The sequence below is a fragment of the Paenibacillus sp. P3E genome (assembly GCF_001909045.1).
GTDB classification, from domain to species: domain Bacteria; phylum Bacillota; class Bacilli; order Paenibacillales; family Paenibacillaceae; genus Paenibacillus_AQ; species Paenibacillus_AQ helianthi.
In genome coordinates, this window is the sequence record NZ_LVWH01000168.1 from 21,768 (window position 1) to 42,426 (window position 20,659).

Genomic DNA, 20,659 nt, shown 5'->3' on the forward strand with positions numbered 1-20,659 from the left:
TCCTCCTTGTCAAGTTCCAGTGATTGTAGTTTTTTTACTACAAGTAATTTTTACATCCAAAGATAAAGCTTCTTTAAAGGAAAAATAAAGGTTTATAAAGAGAATATAAAAAACTATAAACCGCTAAAAAACAAAGTTAAAGGCTATTGCCTGGGTATTGACACCCGGCAGTAGCCTTTAACTTTGTTGTAAAAGAAGATATGCAAAAATAAAGTCAGCGTTGTGCCGCCCGGGGAAGGCTGAATCTTATCCCCAAACCGCCATATTCGGAAGAGTAGGCAACAATTTCGCCCCCGTGATGTTCAATAATCGATTTACAGCTTGCAAGCCCCAGCCCCAGCCCGCCCTTTTGGATTTGCCGCGATTTATCCACAGTGAAAAATTTGAGGAACAGAGAAGAAATATCCTTATCCGGCACTCCCATTCCATTATCCTCGATTTGGAAATAGGCATAACGTTCTAGCGGGTATCCGGTCATATACACTTTCAGCTTATTCTTCCCTCCATATCTTACAGCATTGCTAAAGAGGTTGCCGAAAACCCGGCGGATCATCGGTTCATTGACCATTAGCAATATATTTTCCGTGAATGAATGACGGCAAGTCAGCTCGTAGTCAAGTCCCGCCAACTCGTACTCATATTCAAGAGCAATTTTTTCAAATAATATTGATGCTTGTACAGGTTTAGCTACCATGGATTCCAACTCCAGTTTTTCTTTGGTGAAGCTGGAGAAATCATTGATGAGTTCGACCATATATTCTGACTTCCCTTGAATCAAATCATAATATTCCTGCTTTTCAGTTTCTGGTAGGTCCTTGTGTGTAGCCAGCAGTTCAGTAAAACCGTTAATAGATGTCAGGGGTGTTTTCAAATCGTGGGCGATTGCCGCAATCATATCGGTTTGCTCTCTGTGGGCGAGTTGAAGCCTATGCTCCATCTTATTGAAGTGCTTATAAAGTTCTCCGATCTCGTCATTACTCCTCAATGCTAACGGAGGCATGGGATGTACAATATTTACTTCTTCCAGCCTGGTATTCAGAAGCCGAATGGGCTTCTCTATGCAAAAATAAATATAGATAATCAGAATAATAAATATACAACAAGCGATGGCGAATATGGGCAAAAGCAATGCTATATATCGTGAGTCCAACAATGTACCGCGTATAGGGGAATATACTGCAAAGACAAACTTTAAGTACATTCCAATGGAAAACATAAGAATTAGAAGCATCAGCAGGAATAAGAGGGGAAGTTTTATTTTCAGTTTCATACTATTGCTCTCTTTCCGTATATTTATATCCTATGCCCCATATGGTTTTAATAAAGTTATGATCAGGCCCCAGTTTCTTACGGATATTTTTGATATGGACCGTTACGGTATTTATTTCTCCGTATTCGTCTCCCCAGACCTTCTCATAGATCTGCTCACGACTCAATACCTGATTGGGGTGACACATAAGAATAGACAAAATTTGAAATTCTTTCGTTGATAAGTCGAGCTTCCTGCTATGCAGGAATACTTCAAACGTCTTATCGTTCAAAATGAGCGGAGCATCCGCCTTTTCGCTACTGGGACTAAGTTCATCCCACTCTTTAAACAGTCTGTCCATTTTTCTGAAGTGGGCCTTTATCCTGGAGGCAAGCTCCTGAATACTGAAAGGTTTGGTCATATAATCGTCTGCTCCTATTTCGAGCCCAACGATTTTATCAATGTCCTGATCACGCGCACTTAAAAACAGAATTGGAACATTATAAGATTTTCGGATACATCTGCAGACATCAAATCCATCCATATCAGGCATCACTATATCAAGAACGATGAAATCAATGTGGTTTTCTTCTAATGCAGATAGGGCTTCTTTCCCAGAACATGCCGAAATTATTACAAATTGCTCGTACCTTAAACTCTTTGTAATGAGTTTTACAATTTCTTCATCGTCGTCTACAACTAATATCGTTTTTGGCATCTTTATACCTCCCAACCTCTTTAAATGGCCTTCATTTATAACACAAGAGCCGTATGGACTTGAATTGACAAAAAAATGGAGCTCAAAGCGCCTTCCAGTTCCGGATACGCTGGAATAAGAGCTTGAGCAACGCCATTTCAAGTTCCAGGATTCTTTGGTACCGGCTATTGTAGGCTATTCTTAAACACTTGATGATCAAAATTACGCAAACGAATCTGGTATAAATAATATTCTCTTCATCTTGTTGATGCAATCGTCCACTTAGTAAATAGAATCAAGGCATAAATATTGAATTACCAAGATTTTATTTCTCCTTGTTAATCTATCCAGAGTGTCTCTGTGCTCTGTATACACATACTCCATTAACGAGATCTCATTTAGTATTATTAGGTCAGCCAGATTACAGGGATGAAATTTTGTATACTTGGAGAGGAATTAATTCAATAAATGGTGTTTAGGGACCAATCAGAATGGATAGAAATAGGGGGGATTTTGATCATTATTTAGAGGAATAAAGCCTAGTTTAAATAATTCGAACAAAAAAACCCTTATTATTCAAGGGTTTTAGCATTTTAGTATGGTCGAGACGACAGGATTTGAACCTGCGACCTCTTGCTCCCGAAGCAAGCGCTCTACCAAGCTGAGCCACGTCTCGTCATTACAGGTTAACTGGTTGTTAACCGCAGGGTTGTTCTAAACAATCCACATTATACGCCTGCAAGTAAGCGCTGTAAATAATCATTTTGCTGCTTCATTTCGTCCTATTCTCTACCCGAGATTGACAGAAATAGGGGCGCTGGCTATACTTGAAATGTTAAAATGCAAATCGGAAAAAACGTTGATGAAATGAAGTACGCCGGAGATTGGCTTGATCAGAGAAGAGGTTCCTTTACGATAGTTTTCGTAATTGGCTGTGAGAACCTTGAAGACAGGCCGGCAGAAAGCTGATTTCGGAGTGCGGGGACAATCCCGCCGGGGGCGCCCGTTAACAGCCGCACAAGGCGATCGTCTGATCATGGTCCGTGACTTCACGGATATTGGCGATAACCAGGGTGGTACCGCGATAATCATCGTCCCTGAATTTATTCAGGGGCGTTTTTTTGTTTTTAATAACTATGAGACAGGGGCTGTACATGATGAAAGCAAGTGAAATCCGTTCCAAATGGCTGCAGTTTTTTGAGAGCAAAGGCCACCGTATCGAGCCGAGCGCATCGCTCGTGCCGCATAATGACCCATCGCTGTTGTGGATCAACGCTGGGATGGCTCCGCTGAAGGCGTATTTTGACGGCCGGGAAATCCCGGAGAATCCGCGTCTGACCAATTCGCAAAAATGCATTCGTACTAACGATATTGAGAATGTAGGCAAAACGCGCCGCCACCATACGTTCTTTGAAATGCTGGGTAACTTTTCCATTGGTGATTATTTCAAGGAAGAGGCTATAACCTGGGCTTGGGAGTTTCTGACCGGCAAGGAATGGATTGGCTTTGATCCGGAACGTATTTCCGTAACGGTATATGCTGAGGATGAAGAAGCCTTCAAGCTGTGGAATGAAAAGGTTGGCCTGCCCGCAGAGCGCATCATTAAGCTGGGTGACGACAACTTCTGGGATATCGGTGAAGGCCCTTGCGGCCCCTGCTCGGAAATCTTTTATGACCGCGGCGAAGCCTACGGCAGCGACATGTCCGATCCAGAAATGTATCCGGGCGGGGAAAATGAACGCTGGCTCGAAGTGTGGAACCTCGTATTCTCGCAGTTCAACCATAACAAGGACGGCAGCTATACGCCGCTTCCGAACAAGAACATTGATACCGGTGCAGGTCTGGAACGCTTCGCGTCCATTCTGCAGGATGTGGATTCCAACTTTGACACCGATCTGTTCCAGCCGATCATCCAGAAGACGGCCAAGCTTGCAGGTGTAACCTACAAGGACAACCTGGAACAGGATATTGCACTGAAAGTAATCGCCGACCACATCCGGACTGTAACGTTTGCTGTAGGGGATGGCGTGCTTCCTTCCAATGAAGGCCGCGGCTACATTATCCGCCGTCTGCTCCGCCGCGCGGTGCGATACGGGAAGACACTTGGTCTAGACCGTCCATTCCTGTTCGACCTTACGGAGACTGTGGGCGAAGTGATGGGTGTCTACTATCCATCCGTTGTCGAGAACCGCGAATACATCGCCAAAATCATCCGTACCGAGGAAGAGCGTTTCCATGAAACGCTGTCTGACGGTCTGGCCATCCTGGGCGAGATCAGCGCCAAAGCAAAGGCTGACGGGCTCAGTTCCATTGCCGGCGCCGATGCGTTCAAACTGTATGATACTTATGGCTTCCCGTTTGACCTGACTGAGGATTTCGCCTCCGAGCAGGGCCTCACCGTGGACCGCGAAGGCTTCGACGCCGCCATGCAGGAGCAGCGCGACCGTGCCAGAGCCGCCCGTCAGGACGGCGGTAGCATGAAGGTTCAAGGCGGACCGCTGGCTGAGCTGACGGTTAAAAGTGAATTTGTTGGTTATACTGACTCCGTAGCAGAGTCTAAAATATTGGCTATTGTTGCCGGCGGTACATTGGTGGACATCGCAGGCGAAGGTACCGATTGCCAGGTTATCCTGGAGTCCACGCCATTCTATGCTGAAAGCGGCGGCCAGGTCAGCGACACCGGTCTTCTGACCGGAGGTTCGGTGACAGCCAAGGTAACAGGACTGTTCAAAGCTCCGCACGGCCAGCATGTTCATCTGGTTACTGTGGAAGCCGGGGAGCTGAGAGTGGGCGACAGTGTCCGCGCCGAAGTGAACCGGGAGCAGCGTGAAGATATTGTTAAGAACCATACGGCAACTCACCTGCTGCATAAAGCACTCAAAGAAGTGCTTGGCGGTCACGTGAATCAAGCCGGCTCTTTAGTAGAAGGCGCACGTTTGCGTTTTGACTTCTCACACTTCGGCGCAATTACGCCGGAAGAGCTGAGCGACATTGAACACCGGGTGAATGCGCAAATCTGGCGCGGCCTGGATGTAGTCATTGAGAACAAGCCGATTGACGAGGCCAAGGCTATGGGTGCCATGGCACTCTTCGGCGAAAAATACGGCAACATCGTGCGCGTGGTTCAGGTTGGCGATTACAGCCTTGAGCTGTGCGGCGGTATCCATGTTTCGAACACCTCGCAGATCGGGATCTTCAAGCTGGTCAGCGAGAGCGGCATTGGCTCCGGGGTCCGCCGGATCGAAGCGGTAACCGGACGTTATGCGTACCAGTTCACCGAAAGCCAGCTGGATCTGCTGAAGCAATCGGCAGGACTGCTGAAGTCTTCGCTGAACGATGTGCCAAAACGGATTGAAGCGCTGCATGCCCAGGTCCGTGAGCTGTCCCGTGAGAATGAATCCCTGCAATCTAAGCTGAGCGCAACCTTTGCTGCCGAACTGACCAGCAGTGTGAAAACGGTAGGCGGCGGTACACAGCTGCTCGCGGTTGCCGTTCAAGCTGGTAATATGGACGCGCTTCGCTCGACTGCCGATGAATTGAAATCTAAGCTGCCGGATGCTGTACTTGTGCTGGGTGCGGCTATGGACGACAAAGTCAACTTTGTTGTATCGGTTCCGCAGGACCTCGTCAAAAAAGGCTTCCACGCCGGTAAGCTGGTGAAGGAAATCGCAGCGGTATGCGGCGGCGGGGGCGGTGGACGTCCGGATATGGCGCAAGCCGGAGGCAAGGATGCATCCAAGCTGGGCGAAGCTCTTCTGAAAGCCGAGGAGCTTGTAGCCGCTCAAGGTTAAGCGGTAAAAGTGACGGAGCAGGTTTCGGAGCTGCTGCATAACGCCAGGAATCACTGGATTTTGCAGCTGCAGACAGATGGATATGGAAATCGGAAATGAGGGTTACCGCAGCGGTACTGAGAGCAATATATCAGTACCGCTGCTTTATTCACGCAAAGCTGGAAAATGTATATTTTTTGTCAATATTCACTTTCAGCGAACATCTGCAATAGCTTAAAACCCAAAAAAATCTCTATTTTTGTAGATGAAATACCAAAAAAAGCGTTACCATGATGGCAGGATTTCCTCGTTGGGCCATGAATATGTTATGATGAGGGCAGCAAGTCAGCTGTACAGCAGCAACTTTGCGAAGCCGCCCAATAAGCGGGTGATTTTGCAGAAGGAAGGTGTCACAAATGGACTCCATGGACAAAACGGTCAAATTCAATGTAAAGGGCGATGAGAAGGAAGCCTCCTCCCAGGAAATACTGCTCGCAGTATACGATGCGCTGGTGGAGAAGGAATACCATCCCATCAACCAGATCGTAGGGTATCTTATTTCTGGAGATCCGGCTTACATTCCGCGCCACAACAATGCGAGAAGTTTGGTCCGGAGGAAAGAACGTGATGAGCTGATTGAGGAACTGGTTCGTTTCTACCTCGCCAATCATCGGGTGGATCATCCGAAATGATGAAGAAGCTGGGTCTGGATTACGGCGACCGCAGAATCGGAGTTGCCACAAGTGATATTTTTGGATGGACAGCACAAGCTCTGGAGACGATTGAGCGGCGCGGCAACGGAAATGAGTTCCTGCGTATCCGCGAACTGGTCAAGGAACATGAGATTGGAGAGATTGTAGTTGGCCTTCCGAAGAATATGAACGGCTCAGTAGGACCCCGTGGTGAAATCTGCATCGAATTTGCCGATAGGCTTCGGGAAGAACTCGAAATGCCCGTACACCTTTGGGATGAGCGTCTGACGACGGTATCTGCTGAGCGGATGCTGATTGAAGGGGACGTCAGCCGGAAGAAACGCAAAGGGATTGTAGACAAAATGGCTGCAGCCCTGATTTTGCAAAATTTTTTGGATGCTAACAGTAAAAGGTGAGGGGTGTGTTAGATTGACAAACGAGCAGATTGGCCAAGAAGAAGAACCGGAAATTATCTACATTCCTGATGAGGAAGGTAATGAAGAGGAATTTGAGGTCATTATGAAATTTGAAGTCGACGGTTCGGATGCCAAGTATATGATGGTGGTTCCGCTGGATTCCGAGGATGAAGAGAGCGATGAGGTGTATGCGTTCCGTTATGAAGAAGACGGTGATGATCTTCAGCTCTTTATGATCGAGAATGATGAGGAATGGGCAATTGTTGAAGAGACCTTCAATACGTTGGTAGATGAGCTAGACGGAGGAGCGGAGAATGACTGATTTTTCCGCCGATCAGGTAGTTTGGACTTCAAAGCTCAAAGAAGTATATGGAGAAACAGTGGAACTGGAAGACGAGCAGGGTAAATCTTCCGTTTACGATATTATTGCCGAATTTGAAGTTGGTGACCGCGCGTATGCGGTGCTTACCGGTTCCGGGAGAGCCGCCGAACAGGAGATTCTGCGGATTGTGGTTTCGCCTGACGGGCTTCCCGAACTGGAGAGCATCGTGGATGACGAGGAATGGGAAAATGTCAACGAGCTGTATGACGAGCTGACTTTTCCCGCTAACGTGAGCGAATAAGCTTCCATATGTACGCTATAGCAAGGAGTGGCACGGAAGAGGGCGGGGATTTTTCCGCGCTCTTTTTGCTTGAAATAGAAGTTTTGGAGAAAAGGAAGCCGCTTCTTTCGGAGGACGGTGAAGCCGTTTCCACTTGTGCAATGCATATGTCCGCAAAAATATATGTTGAATTTGAGACAATACAATTTTATACTTTATAGTCGGAAAGTGAGGAGTGACATTTGAAAGCTGCAATCCGCACCTTGGCTCTTATTATCCTTTTGCTAGCTGCAATCGGCGGGGGAGGAGTCTGGTACATCTGGAATGGCATGCAGCCGGTGAAGCCGGCAGGCCCGCCGGTAACCTTTACGATAGAGAAGGGTATGGGCAGCGCGAAAATTGCCGACCTGCTCGAACAAAACGGCATTATACGCAAAGGATTATTTTTTAGAGGCTATCTGAAATGGGTCAAGGAAGGGTCCAGCTTCAAGGCAGGCACATATACCGCCAGTCCAGGCGACACCTATGATTCACTCATTGCCCGCCTGAATGCAGGGGATGTGGTGAAGAAGGATACCGTTTCATTTACGATTCCGGAGGGATATACGGCCAAGCAGGTTGCTAATAAGCTTGCTGTAGCCTGGAATCAGAAACCCGAAGTATTCCTGAAAATTATAGATTCTGGAGCGGGTCTTGAAGCCGTGGGCAGACTGGGTATTCCTGAAGACAGCAAGCTTCGCCACCGCCTGGAGGGATATTTGTTTCCGGAGACGTATGAGCTTGTGAAGGAGAGTACACCGGAGCAGGTTGTTGAAGCGATGCTGGAGCAGCTTGAGAAGAAGCTGGACAGTATTAAAGGCTGGCAAGGCAAGCTGAAGAACCGCGGACTCTCCTTGCATGAACTGCTGACAGTGGCCTCGCTTGTAGAGCGTGAGGTCGTAGTGGACAGTGAACGTCCGATTGTGGCCGGAGTTATCTATAACAGGCTGGATAAAGGGCAAAAGCTGGAGATCGATGCGACTGTTCAATACCTGCTGGACAAACAGAAGCAACGGCTGTATGAGAAGGATCTGAAGGTCAACAGTCCTTATAATACCTATAAAAACGAAGGTCTGCCGCCTGGGCCGATCAGCAGTCCCGGTCTTGCATCCATTGAGGCGGCCCTGACGCCGGAAGCTTCGGATTATTATTTCTACGTAACCAAAAAGGATGGCTCACAGGGTCATTTGTTCGGCAGGACCTATAAGGAACATTTAGCCAATATCAAAAAAAGTGAACAAAATTCACAGTAACCTATTAAAATAGAGTGTGATGCGGTTTGAACCGCGAAGTAGGAGGGTGCAACATGAATAACAAACCGGAGCTGCTGGCGACAGCCGCTTCCTTGGAAGAAGCAGCTGTGCTGCTGGAGGCCGGGGCAGATGCGCTGTTGATTGGCGATGACCGCTTTGGCATGCGTCTGGCAGGCCATTTCTCGCTGGAGGATACCGCGAAGGTCGTCAAGCTGGCTCACGCCAAAGGCTGCAAAGTCTACGCAGGCCTGGGCGGTCTAATGTCGAACCGGCTGCTGGACGAGCTTCCCGCTTATGTAAAAGCCATTGGGGTACTGGGTGTAGATGGCATCGAATTTGGTGATCCGGCTGTGCTCGCCGCAGTGAAGACGGAAGCGCCGGGACTGAAGCTGCACTGGAATGCAGAAATGACTTCAACCAACTATGCAACCGCCAATTACTGGGGCCGCAAGGGTGCTTCGCGGGTTGTTCTGGCCCGTGAGCTGAACATGGATGAAATGACAGAAATGGTGCCCCTGCTGGAAGTTGAAGCCCAGGTGCAGGTACACGGCATGACGAATATTTATCATTCCAAGCGCAAATTGGTCGCAAGCTACATGGCCCACCAGGGCCGTCCGAGCGACGGCGGAAGCCTTGGCAAGGAGCGCGGACTGTTTCTGATCGAAGCTGAACGCCCCAATGAAAAGTTTCCGATATACGAGGATGAGAATGGCACGCATATTATGAGCTCCGATGATATTTGCATCCTGGAGGATCTTCATTTTCTCCTGAAGGCAGGAGTGCAGAGTCTGAAGATTGAAGGACTCCTGAAGCCGGTTGCCTACAACGCAGCCGTCGTTAAGGCTTACCGTCATGCGATTGACCTCTACACTGCCAATCCTGAAGGCTATGCCTTCCAAGAGGATTGGATGGACGGCATACGTGCGCTGCAGGACCCTGAGCGTGAGCTGTCCTTCGGCTTTTTCTACAAAGAACAGGTATATTGAAAAATAATAAAAAAGTCAATGACTCAGCTTTTTAAAATAGATCTATAAGCAACATTCAGGTGTAGCAGCGGAGGGGAAGTTTGGAACTGTAGGAGCGTCAGCGCCCGCCTTTAGGTTTGGATTTCTACTGCGGCCGGAGGTCCAAACATTCCCCGCAGCTGCGTTCAACACCAAAATGTAAGGTTTTTAGCTATTTTAACTGGTGAGACAATGGAGGGGAGAACAGGAATGGGAACCATGACCAAGCAGCAGCACAAGGGCAAACGTTACCGTCTGGACAAACCGGAGCTCCTTGCTCCGGCGGGCAATCTGGAGAAATTGAAATTCGCCGTGCATTATGGTGCGGATGCAGTATATATTGGGGGACAGAAATACGGCCTGCGCTCGGGAGCGGATAACTTCAGCTTCGAGGAGATGCGCGAGGGTGTGGAATTTGCCAAAAAATACGGCGCCAAGGTCTTTGTCGCTACGAATATTTATGCCCACAATGAAGATATCGCAGGGATTGAAGAATACCTGCGTAACCTATATGAAGCGGGGATCGCTGCCATTATCGTGGCCGACCCTGCCATCGTTGATACCGCCCGCCGCCTGGTGCCGGGCCTTGAAGTTCATCTGAGCACCCAGCAGTCCACACTCAACTGGCAAGCCGTATCTTTCTGGAAGGAAGAAGGGCTTCCGCGTGTCGTCCTCGGCCGCGAAACGAGCCTTGAGGAAATCGCCGAAATCAAGCAGCATGTCGATATTGAAATCGAGAGCTTCATCCATGGAGCGATGTGCTCCTCGTACTCCGGCCGTTGCGTGCTGTCTAACCACTTCACGGACCGCGATTCGAACCGTGGGGGCTGCTGCCAGTCCTGCCGCTGGAAATACGATCTGTTCGAGGATGCCCGCCCTGAAGGCACTTGGGTATCCGAGGAGGAACAGGCCCAGGCACAGCAGTCTCCTCTGCCGCTGCAGCCGGGAGTAACCCAGCTTCCCCTGCATCAGCCGGAGGATAACCCGTTCTCGATGGGTTCCAAGGATTTGTGTATGCTGGAGAGTATTCCCGAGCTGATCGAGGTCGGCATAGACAGCTTCAAGATTGAAGGACGGATGAAGTCGATCCACTACGTGGCGACGGTTGTCAATGCCTACCGCAAAGCCATCGATTCCTATATGGCTGACCCTGAAGGGTACGTACTGAAGCCGGAATGGCTGGAAGAGCTGCAAAAGGCGGCGAACCGTCCGCTGAACACCGGATTTTTCTACGATACGCCGGATCATGAGGATCATATTTATGAGCCGGAAGAAAAGGCTGCGCCTTATGACTTCGCCGGACTGGTGCTGGAGTACGATGCGGTTAGCGGAACCGCGCTGATTCAGCAGCGCAATCACTTCAAGCCAGGGCAGGAAGTGGAGTTCTTCGGACCTGACAATACGTTCTTCAAACAAACAGTAGGCGAGCTGTGGGACGAGGAAGGTCAGCCGCTTGATGCGGCACGTCACCCGCTGCAGCGGGTACGAATGAAGGTCGATCAGCCTGTGGCTTATTTCGACATGATGCGCAAGAAGAAATAGTGTGTTTGTGAGTTCGTTTTGTGTTCTTTACAGGAATGCACCTCATATTGAGGGGCATTCCTTTTTGGTATATAGAATAAAATGGAAAATGACTAAAATATATAAAGATTCTGTGGTAATTTCTAAAGAAAACTAAGAAATTGTACCTACACTGCCGATATAAATAAGAGCGAACGCTTACATATGTCTTCTAATCTAACTGGCAGGTGATTATGATGGTTGCTCCTAAACGGGAGAGCAATGGGGAAGAGCGGAAAGAGAGAAGGATGAAATTGACAAAGAAGAATAAGACCAACAAGAAACAACCGTCGAACGTCCAGAAATCTGATACAAACCTTACAGATGAAGTACAGGAAACAGTAAAGAAGGCTGCCCCAACTAATAAACGTATAGGCTCAGGTCTTTCTGCTAAGGGAATGCTGCATGGTTCCGTAAGTCAGATCAAGAGGGTCAATCCTAATAAGTCGGTTGGGGTCAAGCTGTTCTTGATCTTTTTATCCTCCATTGTGGTAGTTGTACTGGCTCTGGGGCTATTGTCCTATAGTAAAGCTAAGAACACGATTAAGAATAATGTGTCGGAAGCTAACCGCCAGACGATTATTCAGACCTCGGAGAAGCTTGATATTACACTGAAGCAATATGAAAATTTGGCCATGCAGCTCTTTTTTGATCCGCAAATGCAGAACAATCTGACAGATCTGGCCTCTGCAGAATCCAGTTACGATAAATTCGTGGCTACGGATGCGATGAATAAAAAGCTTTCCAGCCAGACGACTACAGACTCTAATATTGTAGCGATTACACTGATTCCGACTTCCAAAGATTTTGATATTGTTTCAAGTGGAAGCTCCAGCATGAAGCTGGACAGTGTCAGAGATCAGGCATGGTTCAAAACAGTGGTTGCAAATGCCGAGAGCTACAAGAGCTATTATTCCGGTGAGGAAAAATCGGCACAGAACTATTGGTTCCCTACATCCGTAGCAGGAGAAAACGGGAAGAATATTGCGATGGTCAGATCACTAAAAAATCTTGGAGCCAATTCAGGATATGTGATTATGCTTGAACTGAAGAATACACTGCTGGAGGAAGCCTTCAAGAGCGTAACACTCGGAGATGGTTCACGGATTCAGCTCGTAGCACCTGACGGGACCGTAGTGGCTTCCTCCATTCCTGAAGAGGATGGCAAGGTATCGGAGCTTGGATTTATTAAAGAGAGCAAGACCAACAGTAAGAGCCAGGATGCCACGGACGCAAAAGGCGAAGATGTTCTGGCTGTCTACAGTCCTATGGCCAAAGCGGACTGGAAGCTGACAGGTATTGTCCCTACCGGTGAACTGGTGAAGGCTGCAACTCCAATTCTGTTCACAACCTTTCTGGCTGCTGCTGCTGCTGCGCTACTGGCCGTGCTGGTCGGTATTGGGATGGTACGGATGATTGCCCGCCCGCTGGCCCGGTTGAAGGATCTTATGGTCGAAGGTGCAAAGGGCGACCTGAGCGTACGCACCGAATATGTATCCAAGGATGAAATTGGTGAACTGTCGGCATCCTTTAATACGATGATGGAGCGGATCACCGAACTGGTTGCCCAGACAACGGATACCGCACGTGAAGTGCTGGAAACCGCTGGTGAACTTGGTGATGCTTCACGCAAGACAGCGATTTCCGCGAAGGAAATTGCGGCAGCTACGGAAGAGATTGCCGGTGGCGCAGGAAGCCTTGCACAGGAGGCTGAACGTGGCAATGAGCTTACGGATCTGATCGGAACTCAGATGCAGAGCGTCATCGCAGCGAACGCCGAGATGGATGAAGCAGCCCGCGGAGTGGGAGAAGCCAGCGGTCAAGGTGCGAAGCAACTGGAAGAGTTGCTGACGCAGACCAGCCGTACTGGTGAGATGACTACTGCACTGGTTGATCGGGTCAACAATTTGAAAGAAACGGTATTCTCGGTCATCAAGGTGCTGGATGTGATGAAGAATATTACACAGCAGACGAACATCCTCTCGCTCAATGCGACGATCGAGGCAGCAAGAGCTGGTGAAGCAGGACGCGGATTTATGGTTGTAGCTGATGAGGTCCGGCAGCTGGCCGACCAATCCAAACAGTCCATCGCCGTTGTAGCCGGCATTACCGATAAGATTATTACGGAAATGAATGAGACAGTGGCAGTGTTGTCCGAGGTTGCACCACTCTTTAAACAGCAGATGAGTTCGGTGAAGAGCACCAGTGATATCTTCGTATCCGTACAAGGGCAAATGGAAGATTTCATCTCCAGTCTGGAGTCGGTTACCGGAGCCATTGACAGTCTGAATCATTCGCAGGGCGTCTTGTCGGATGCCATGGGTAATGTAAGCGCAGTGGCCCAGCAGTCCTCGGCCACTTCGGAAGAGGTTGCTTCCCTAAGCAATGAACAGCAGAATGTCAGCGATCAGCTCGTTGCACTCTCCGGCAAACTGGAAAGCGTCTCAACCCAGCTGAAAGATAAGCTCTCCCTGTTTACGATTTAATAAAGATTAAGAGTTTCTAACCTCTAGTGAACAAGCGTTCCGCAAGCCGGCAATCGGCAGCGGGGCGCTTTTTTTTGCAAGATATTCAACGCTTGGTAATGTAATTTCCTTGTACATCAGGGAACTAACACGTATAATTATTTTGTTAGGGGATTGTTATTTTTTCTTAAAATGTTAGGTGAAGCTGGAACAAGGAGAAGGACCGAATGAAAGCAAAACGCAGTCACACCTGGTGGTCCTATGTGGGGGACATGAGCATGGAACGTAAGCTACTCCTCGTCTTCCTGATTATTATTACACTTCCGCTTTCGTTCATCAGTGTGATCAGCTTCAAGAGCTACTCCGAATCGATTCAGGCGAACACAGTTGCCTATTCAGAGAAGCTGATTGACCAGATGATGGATTCTATTGATGACTATATTGAGGATATGAAACGGATTTCGTCCATGCCTGCCTATGTTAACGATATCAAGCAGAATTTGATCCGCTCGAACCGCTATTATGAACAACAACAGATGATGGAGAGCAAAGGGAGCAGCACACAGGTTGCTCCTGGCGATTTTGATTTGCTGCTGTCCATTCAGCGGGGCATTGAAGGGAATATCTCTTTCATTAACAATATTAAGCGGGGAACCAACTCGGTATATATTTTCGACGGCTACGGCAATGGATATTATTCTGCCAAGGATGGCGGTGTACGTCTGGACCTGAAACAGAGCTACAAATTTTGGAGCGAGAAGGCCAAGAATTCCAGTGGCGAGGCGCTGCTCTTTGGCACCCAGGCGTATACGAGCAATCTGCAGAGCACCCGCTATGCTTTTACTGTGGTCCGCAAAATTGTCGACGGGCTGTGGAATCCGATTGGACTGATTGCAGTGGAAGCCAACATCAGCAATCTGGAAAATCAGGTGGCCGAACTGGATACCGTAACCCACGGGAAGTCAATCATTGTGGATGAGGACGGCAAAGTGATTTTTGACAGCGAACAGAGACTTCTCACGACCGATATTTCCCATACCAGCCTGTTCCGTCAGGCTTCAGGCAATGCCGGGAGTTTTTATGATACCGTGTCAGGCAAGGAACGGCTTAATATTTATTCAAGCTCTTCCAAGACCAATTGGAAAGTCATCATTTCTATTCCTGTGGATGAGCTAACGCGCGGGGTGAAGCTGACCCGTAACGCTACCTTTGCCGCTACCCTGATTATTATCGTGCTGGCGCTGATCATTTCGATTATTCTGTCGTTTGCCTTAACCAAACCGCTAACCCAAATGATCGAGCTGATGAAAAAGGTGCAGAACGGCGATCTGGATGTGACTTTCCGCGTCAGACGGCGGGATGAGATTGGCCTGCTCGGCCATCAATTCAACCGGATGCTGGCCCGTATCCGGCAGCTGATTCAGGATATATACCGGATTGAGGAACAGAAGAAAGAGGCAGAGCTGCAGGCGCTGCAGAGCCAGATCAATCCGCATTTTATATACAATACATTGGAATCCATCCGTATGACTGCAGAGATCAATGATGACGTGGAAGCCGCGGATATGATCTCCATTCTGGGCAAGCTCCTGCGTTACAGTACCAGTGAGTTGTCCGGTATAACGACCATGAAGCAAGAGCTGCTGTATGTCCGTAATTATGTCGAGCTGCTGGGCTGCCGGTATCCCGGAAGGTTCGTGCTGCAGATCGATGTTCCCGAGACGCTGGACAACTACTCCATGATTAAGCTGGTTTTTCAGCCGATCATTGAGAATGCCGCCTACCATGGATTGGATGATACCAAGGACCAGATGCATCTTAGCATTAAGTGTGAAGTCACAGAGCAGAAGCTTCTGTTCCATATCCGGGATGACGGCTGCGGGATGGAACAGGCTACACTCGATAAGCTGAGCGACAGTCTGAAGCGTGAAATGCCTCCGAAGAAAAGCATCAATGGGGGCATTGGGATGAAAAATGTTCATCAACGGATTCAGCTTCATTATGGAGCAGCCTATGGCATTGAGGTCTTTAGCAAGCTGGGGGAAGGGACGGATGTGATTTTATCCCTGCCGCTTCTGAGTCCGCTCGACCAGGAAATGAAGGGAAAAGAATAGAGGAGGAGTCCGCTTGAAACGGATGAAATTACGTTGGCCCATGCACACCATTCTGCTGCTATTCCTGCTGTCTGCCGGCTGTGACGGCCGAGGCAATCCACAGGCCCTGCCCTCGCCAACCCCTGCCGGAGGTGATAGACCATCAGAATTGTCCGGTACCATCGTAATGCTGACGAACCGGATTGATTTGATTGAGAATGGGACGTTCAAAGGCTACGCCGATAAGTTCAAAAAGAAATATCCGGGAGCTAATGTGGAATTTGAGGGTTTGTCCAATTATGCCACTGACATTCTGGTCCGTCTGTCCACCAAGGATGCGGGGGATGTGCTGCTGCTTCCGGTGAACCTGCCGGCTAAAGAGCTGGGACTTTTTTTTGAACCCCTGACCGATGAATTGGCTGCACAGGAGAAGTTCACCACCTTCGCCACGTATGACGGCAAAAGATATGGGTTGTCCACCGGCACCACTACGAGCGGAATTGTCTACAACAAGCAGGCTTTTAAAAAAGCCGGGATTGAGAAGGTGCCTCAAACGCTTAATGAATTCTATGCAGCCAGCGCCAAGCTGAAGCAGGCAGGCATTATCCCGCTCTATATGAATTACGGTGCTGTCTGGCCGCTGCGGGATTGGGGCGACAACCTGGTTAATTATATGTCAGGCAATCCTGATTACCTGAACAATATGGTGCATGAGGACAGTCCCTGGAGGATCGGTAATGAATGGGGCCGGGCGCTTGAGATTGCCAGGACCATGCTTGCCAAAGGTTATGTGGAGGATCAGCTGTTCTCGAATAACTGGGAGATCTCCAAGACCATGCTGGCCAAGGGGGAGGCAGGGATGTATCTTCAGGGCAACTGGACGATCCGCCAGATTCTGGATGCCGGTGCGAAGTCTGAGGATATTGGCTTTTTCCCGTTCCCTTATGATAATAATACCAGCCATAACGCCTTGTTGAATCCCGATTGGTTCATAGGAGTAAGCAGGTATAGCAACAACAAGGAGCTTGCGATGGCCTGGGTGAAGTTTTTTGTAACCGAAACCTCTTATACCACGAACTCAGGGTTTCTGCCGGCTGACGAGACGGAGGAGCCCTCGATGCCGCAATACAGCGAGTTTCTCTCCTATCATCCCAAGCTGATCGAGGCTACTGTGCAGTCAGACGCCTTCATCGACATGGCGAACCGGGCGAAGCTGTCCTTCTGGTCGGGAGATTATATCCAGGAGCTGCTTGCCGCACCGGATTTACAGAAGGCTTTTGACGAATTAAATGAGAAATGGAAAGAAGCACGGGCAGGCCAGCAGGCTTCTCCCGGACCACAGGCGGCGGCTGTACAATAAAGATAATCTGGAGGTATTTTCCTATGGCAAAAAAAGTGACCATGCAAAAAATCGCTGACCACCTCGGTGTATCCAAGTTCGTAGTCTCCAAATCGCTCTCCGGCAAAGGCGGCGTGAATGAAACCACCCGGGAGCGGGTCATTCAAGCCGCATCACAGCTGGGGTATTTTACCCAGAAGAATGCATATGTGCAAAATGTCAAACGTCCGTCTCCGGCGTCCGGCAGTGACCGGGGGAAGCAATCTGTGCTCGTGCTGATGCCGAATATCCGGGCGCAGACCCAGGACTCCCTTTATTGGGGGAAAATCATCGATGGCATCGCGCTGGCTCTCGATCAGGAGGGTCTCGGCATGGTCATTGTCTCGGAGCACCGCGCGGATAACTTTATCCATATTCTCAATCCGGGTGGTCTGCTCGGTCTGGTGGGGGTGGGGCAGATTTCCACTTCACTCCTGCTGGAGGTGCACCGCATCGGTCTTCCGATGGTGCTGATTGACCATGAAGACCCGCTGATTCCCAGCGATACTGTGTTCGCCAACAACATTGATTCTATGACCCGGCTCAGCAACCATCTGATGGGCATCGGACATACGCTGTTTCATTTTATCGGCAATATCCGTTATTCCCGGAGTTTCCGTGACCGCTGGATCGGCTTCCGCAGTGCTCTTGAAGAGAATGATATGAAAACGCCAGCCGGTGACGACGAGATGCTGCTGCTGGAGGGCATGGATGACGGCTCGTTCCGTGATGAATTCAAGCTCTGGATCACAAAACGCAAAAAAGCCAAAAGCCTGCCGACCGCACTTATCTGTGCTAATGACTCCACGGCCCTGGCCGTGTGTGAAGTCCTTAGAGAAGAAGGGATATCCATCCCCGCTGATATTTCAGTTACGGGTTTTGATAATATTGAGGATGCCATGCGCGGCGTTCCGCCGCTCACAACGGTACATGTGCCCAAGGAAGCTATGGGCCGGGCCGCGGTAGAGAAGCTGCTGAGCCGTATCCACAACCCTTCTGCGCCGCTGGAAAAAATTCTGATCTCCGCTGATATTGTCCATCGGGATTCGGTCGCAGGACCGCGGGAGTAGCAAGCATTCAGCTATCGTTCATGCACAGGGAGGTTGATAGAATGACAGCAGCACTTATAGACCCGACAACACACAAAGACTGGATGATGCCGCATTCGTTCCAGTGGTATGCCGGGCTGGGAAGTCTCACCGGGAAATACGCCTATCCCTGGAATTCAACGATCACGGGGCCGGATGCAGAGCAGATATTTGCGCAGGAGGTCGCCGGAATGGTTCCGGGGAAAAAAGTGCTCGACGTTGGCTGCGGCCATGGAGATTTTACGATTGGGTGGAGTCCTGTTGTCCAGCGCATAGTCGGCCTTGATGTTACAGCCGATTTTATACATACCGCTAACAGCACTGCCCCTGCCAATGTGTCCTTTGTTACGGCTAATACCAAGATCAGGCTCCCTTTTGAGCAGAATGAGTTCGATTGTGCTTATAACCGTAAAGGGCCTACATCCGCATACCCTGAGCTAACCAGAATTATTCGAAAAGGAGGACAGCTGATCGCCCTCCACCCTGGTGACCGGTTGTCTCCTGAATTGTCAATTCTGTTCCCTGGGTTGTATGGTCCACGGCAGGAAGGGACTCCCGTATTGGACAAGATTAAGCAACGGCTTGATGCGAGCGGATTTGCTGAAGCTGAAATAGAGACGGTGCTCAGTACACAGTACCTGCATGGGCCTATAGACATTGTACGACTTCGCTGCTTTGGGCAAACGTCTGCCGTACATGAAATGGTTATGGAGAGCAGTCTGCCAGAGATCAGCCGGATCTTCGCTCAGCATCAGACTGTCCATGGCCTGCCGACCACGGTAGAATATTACATCGTGCGGGCTACAGTTTAGAGTAGTCGATGGCCGGGAAACGCTGCTGAAACAGGATGGCAAATGGAGGGGGGAGATTATGAAACCGAAGTTAGTTCTGGTTGAAGTTTAGCTCAACATACTATTGAATAATAAAGGCGGCCCTTGGATTTCCACAAGGGCCGCCTTTACTTCTGCTTACTCTCCTATAAAAGAACTTGAGAAGTCAACATTAAGGGTGAAGTAACGGAGGGGAAGTTTGGAACTGAAGGAGCGATAGCGACCGCCTTTGTCTGCGGATTTCAACCGTGAAACACGGTATATAATCAAGAAATCTGCAGACAACAGCGGCCGGAAGTCCAAACATTCCCCGCAGTTACGTTCAACACCCGGGATTGCTAAGCTTCAAGGTTCATTTTAACATTCCGGTCAATCATCGCAATCCGCTGCTGCACGCACGCATAGGAGCGAAGCGGGTCTTCAGGTGTATTCAGCACATAATCCAGCATTTGATCAACCGTTGTGGTAGCCACGTGGATACGGGTGTCGGAGGACGCATAATAGATGTAAATGTCACCGTTATCCCGTGCGATCACGCCGTTGCAGAATACAACGTTGGATACATCGCCAACACGTTCTTCGCCATCGGGAGCGATGAAATGTCCGCCTGGTGCATGCGTGACTTTATTAGGCTCTTCCAGATCGGACAGGAAGGCATACAGCACATAGCGCAGCCCTGCGGCGGTGTTACGGACACCGTGAGCAATGTGCAGCCAGCCGCGTGCTGTTTTGATTGGCGCCGGGCCTTGGCCGTTCTTCACTTCTTTGATCGTATGGTAGTAACGCTGGTCCATGATAGACTCGCTGGTAATTACAGCGTTCTCGATGGTATCCGACAATCCCCAGCCAATGCCGCCGCCGGAACCGGCGTCGATGAATCCATCCTGCGGACGGGTGTAGAAGGCATACTTGCCGTCAACAAACTCAGGGTGCAGCACCACATTGCGCTGCTGTGCAGAGCCGGTCTTCAGGTCAGCAAGGCGTTCCCAGGTCTTCAGATCCTTGGTACGGGTAATACCGCATTGGGCAACTGCGCTGGACAGATCACCATGAGGGGCATCCGGGTCTTTGCGTTCGGTGCAGAACAAGCCGTAAATCCATCCGTCCGCATGCTTCACGAGGCGCATGTCATAGACGTTGATATCCGGGTCTTCCGTTTCAGGCAGCACTACCGGGTGATCCCAGAAGCGGAAGCCGTCCACGCCACTGTCGCTTTCGGCTACAGCGAAGAAGGATTTGCGGTCATTGCCTTCTACACGGGCAACAATATAAAATTTGCCGCTGAGCTCAATGGCTCCGGGATTGAAAATACCGTTAACCCCGATTCTTTCTGCGAAATAGGGGTTGGTCTCCGGATTGAAGTCGTAGCGCCAGATCAGCGGTGCGTGTTCAGCAGTGAGCAGCGGGTGCTGGTAGCGGTCATAGATGCCGTTGCCGTAAGGAACCTTCTCATTTTTGCGGCCAATCAATGCCTCGTAGCGCTCCGTAAGCTTCTGTTTGCGTTCTTGAAAGTTTGCAGTCAT

The 20,659-nt window shown here is 49.5% G+C and carries 17 protein-coding genes and 1 tRNA gene; 14 read left to right on the top strand and 4 right to left on the bottom strand.

The features are described 5' to 3' along the window. Positions 1–214: 214 nt before the first annotated feature. From A3842_RS16455 to A3842_RS16465, 3 genes are all read right to left on the bottom strand, one after another. On the bottom strand, positions 215–1,270 hold the full coding sequence (locus tag A3842_RS16455) for a HAMP domain-containing sensor histidine kinase (protein ID WP_074102096.1): 1,056 nt from the start codon (positions 1,268–1,270) through the stop codon (positions 215–217). 1 nt (position 1,271) lies between these two features. Next, entirely contained in the window at positions 1,272–1,967 is a 696-nt protein-coding gene (locus A3842_RS16460; RefSeq protein ID WP_074084727.1) for a response regulator transcription factor, read from the bottom strand. 578 nt (positions 1,968–2,545) lie between these two features. After that, positions 2,546–2,622, bottom strand: a tRNA-Pro gene (locus A3842_RS16465). A gap of 252 nt (positions 2,623–2,874) precedes the next feature. On the opposite strand from A3842_RS16465, the gene A3842_RS16470 reads away from it, so the two are divergent. The 14 genes from A3842_RS16470 (at position 2,875) to A3842_RS16540 (ending at position 19,118) form a co-directional block, all read left to right on the top strand. Beyond that, a complete protein-coding gene (locus tag A3842_RS16470; protein ID WP_074102097.1) occupies positions 2,875–3,117 on the top strand; it encodes a hypothetical protein in 243 nt (80 codons plus the stop codon). Beyond that, positions 3,104–5,737, top strand: a complete 2,634-nt coding sequence (gene alaS, locus A3842_RS16475; protein ID WP_074102098.1) for an alanine--tRNA ligase — start codon at positions 3,104–3,106, stop codon at positions 5,735–5,737. The genes A3842_RS16470 and alaS overlap by 14 nt, the downstream gene beginning before the upstream one ends. A 395-nt stretch (positions 5,738–6,132) precedes the next feature. Then, on the top strand, positions 6,133–6,408 hold the full coding sequence (locus A3842_RS16480) for an IreB family regulatory phosphoprotein (protein WP_074102099.1): 276 nt from the start codon (positions 6,133–6,135) through the stop codon (positions 6,406–6,408). Continuing rightward, positions 6,408–6,824 (top strand): Holliday junction resolvase RuvX, encoded by a 417-nt coding sequence (gene ruvX, locus A3842_RS16485; RefSeq protein ID WP_178381952.1) that lies wholly within the window; start codon positions 6,408–6,410, stop codon positions 6,822–6,824. The genes A3842_RS16480 and ruvX overlap by 1 nt, the downstream gene beginning before the upstream one ends. 13 nt (positions 6,825–6,837) lie before the next feature. Beyond that, positions 6,838–7,146, top strand: a complete 309-nt coding sequence (locus A3842_RS16490) for a DUF1292 domain-containing protein (RefSeq protein ID WP_038588104.1) — start codon at positions 6,838–6,840, stop codon at positions 7,144–7,146. Continuing rightward, positions 7,139–7,447, top strand: coding sequence for a DUF1292 domain-containing protein (locus A3842_RS16495; RefSeq protein WP_074102100.1), 309 nt, complete (start codon positions 7,139–7,141; stop codon positions 7,445–7,447). Before A3842_RS16490 ends, A3842_RS16495 begins: the two co-directional genes overlap by 8 nt. Before the next feature lie 221 nt (positions 7,448–7,668). Beyond that, positions 7,669–8,718, top strand: coding sequence for an endolytic transglycosylase MltG (gene mltG / locus A3842_RS16505; protein WP_074102102.1), 1,050 nt, complete (start codon positions 7,669–7,671; stop codon positions 8,716–8,718). Positions 8,719–8,771: 53 nt separating this feature from the next. After that, a complete protein-coding gene (locus A3842_RS16510) occupies positions 8,772–9,704 on the top strand; it encodes a peptidase U32 family protein (RefSeq protein ID WP_074102103.1) in 933 nt (310 codons plus the stop codon). 228 nt (positions 9,705–9,932) lie between these two features. Continuing rightward, on the top strand, positions 9,933–11,264 hold the full coding sequence (locus A3842_RS16515; RefSeq protein ID WP_074102104.1) for a peptidase U32 family protein: 1,332 nt from the start codon (positions 9,933–9,935) through the stop codon (positions 11,262–11,264). 266 nt (positions 11,265–11,530) lie between these two features. After that, entirely contained in the window at positions 11,531–13,768 is a 2,238-nt protein-coding gene (locus tag A3842_RS16520) for a methyl-accepting chemotaxis protein (RefSeq protein ID WP_244169841.1), read from the top strand. A 206-nt stretch (positions 13,769–13,974) separates the two neighbouring features. Continuing rightward, positions 13,975–15,861, top strand: a complete 1,887-nt coding sequence (locus tag A3842_RS16525; RefSeq protein ID WP_074102105.1) for a sensor histidine kinase — start codon at positions 13,975–13,977, stop codon at positions 15,859–15,861. Positions 15,862–15,883: 22 nt separating this feature from the next. After that, entirely contained in the window at positions 15,884–17,200 is a 1,317-nt protein-coding gene (locus A3842_RS16530) for an ABC transporter substrate-binding protein (protein WP_074084743.1), read from the top strand. A 23-nt stretch (positions 17,201–17,223) separates the two neighbouring features. After that, a complete protein-coding gene (locus tag A3842_RS16535; protein WP_074102106.1) occupies positions 17,224–18,288 on the top strand; it encodes a LacI family DNA-binding transcriptional regulator in 1,065 nt (354 codons plus the stop codon). A 41-nt stretch (positions 18,289–18,329) separates the two neighbouring features. Next, positions 18,330–19,118: a class I SAM-dependent methyltransferase gene (locus tag A3842_RS16540; protein WP_074102107.1), complete on the top strand. Its 789-nt coding sequence runs from the start codon at positions 18,330–18,332 to the stop codon at positions 19,116–19,118. A 356-nt stretch (positions 19,119–19,474) separates the two neighbouring features. Here A3842_RS16540 and A3842_RS16545 read toward each other — a convergent pair whose 3' ends face one another. After that, complete coding sequence (locus A3842_RS16545) at positions 19,475–20,659, bottom strand: glycoside hydrolase family 130 protein (RefSeq protein ID WP_074102108.1); 1,185 nt, start codon at positions 20,657–20,659, stop codon at positions 19,475–19,477.

Coding starts and splice junctions, on each gene's coding strand:
- A3842_RS16495 (WP_074102100.1), top strand. CDS start 7,139: ATGACTGATTTTTCCGCCGATCAGGTAGTTTGGACTTCAAAGCTCAAA.
- A3842_RS16455 (WP_074102096.1), bottom strand. CDS start 1,270: ATGAAACTGAAAATAAAACTTCCCCTCTTATTCCTGCTGATGCTTCTA.
- alaS (WP_074102098.1), top strand. CDS start 3,104: ATGAAAGCAAGTGAAATCCGTTCCAAATGGCTGCAGTTTTTTGAGAGC.
- A3842_RS16520 (WP_244169841.1), top strand. CDS start 11,531: ATGAAATTGACAAAGAAGAATAAGACCAACAAGAAACAACCGTCGAAC.
- ruvX (WP_178381952.1), top strand. CDS start 6,408: ATGAAGAAGCTGGGTCTGGATTACGGCGACCGCAGAATCGGAGTTGCC.
- A3842_RS16480 (WP_074102099.1), top strand. CDS start 6,133: ATGGACTCCATGGACAAAACGGTCAAATTCAATGTAAAGGGCGATGAG.
- A3842_RS16540 (WP_074102107.1), top strand. CDS start 18,330: ATGACAGCAGCACTTATAGACCCGACAACACACAAAGACTGGATGATG.
- A3842_RS16530 (WP_074084743.1), top strand. CDS start 15,884: ATGAAATTACGTTGGCCCATGCACACCATTCTGCTGCTATTCCTGCTG.
- A3842_RS16510 (WP_074102103.1), top strand. CDS start 8,772: ATGAATAACAAACCGGAGCTGCTGGCGACAGCCGCTTCCTTGGAAGAA.
- A3842_RS16515 (WP_074102104.1), top strand. CDS start 9,933: ATGGGAACCATGACCAAGCAGCAGCACAAGGGCAAACGTTACCGTCTG.
- A3842_RS16545 (WP_074102108.1), bottom strand. CDS start 20,659: ATGACTGCAAACTTTCAAGAACGCAAACAGAAGCTTACGGAGCGCTAC.
- A3842_RS16535 (WP_074102106.1), top strand. CDS start 17,224: ATGGCAAAAAAAGTGACCATGCAAAAAATCGCTGACCACCTCGGTGTA.
- A3842_RS16525 (WP_074102105.1), top strand. CDS start 13,975: ATGAAAGCAAAACGCAGTCACACCTGGTGGTCCTATGTGGGGGACATG.
- A3842_RS16460 (WP_074084727.1), bottom strand. CDS start 1,967: ATGCCAAAAACGATATTAGTTGTAGACGACGATGAAGAAATTGTAAAA.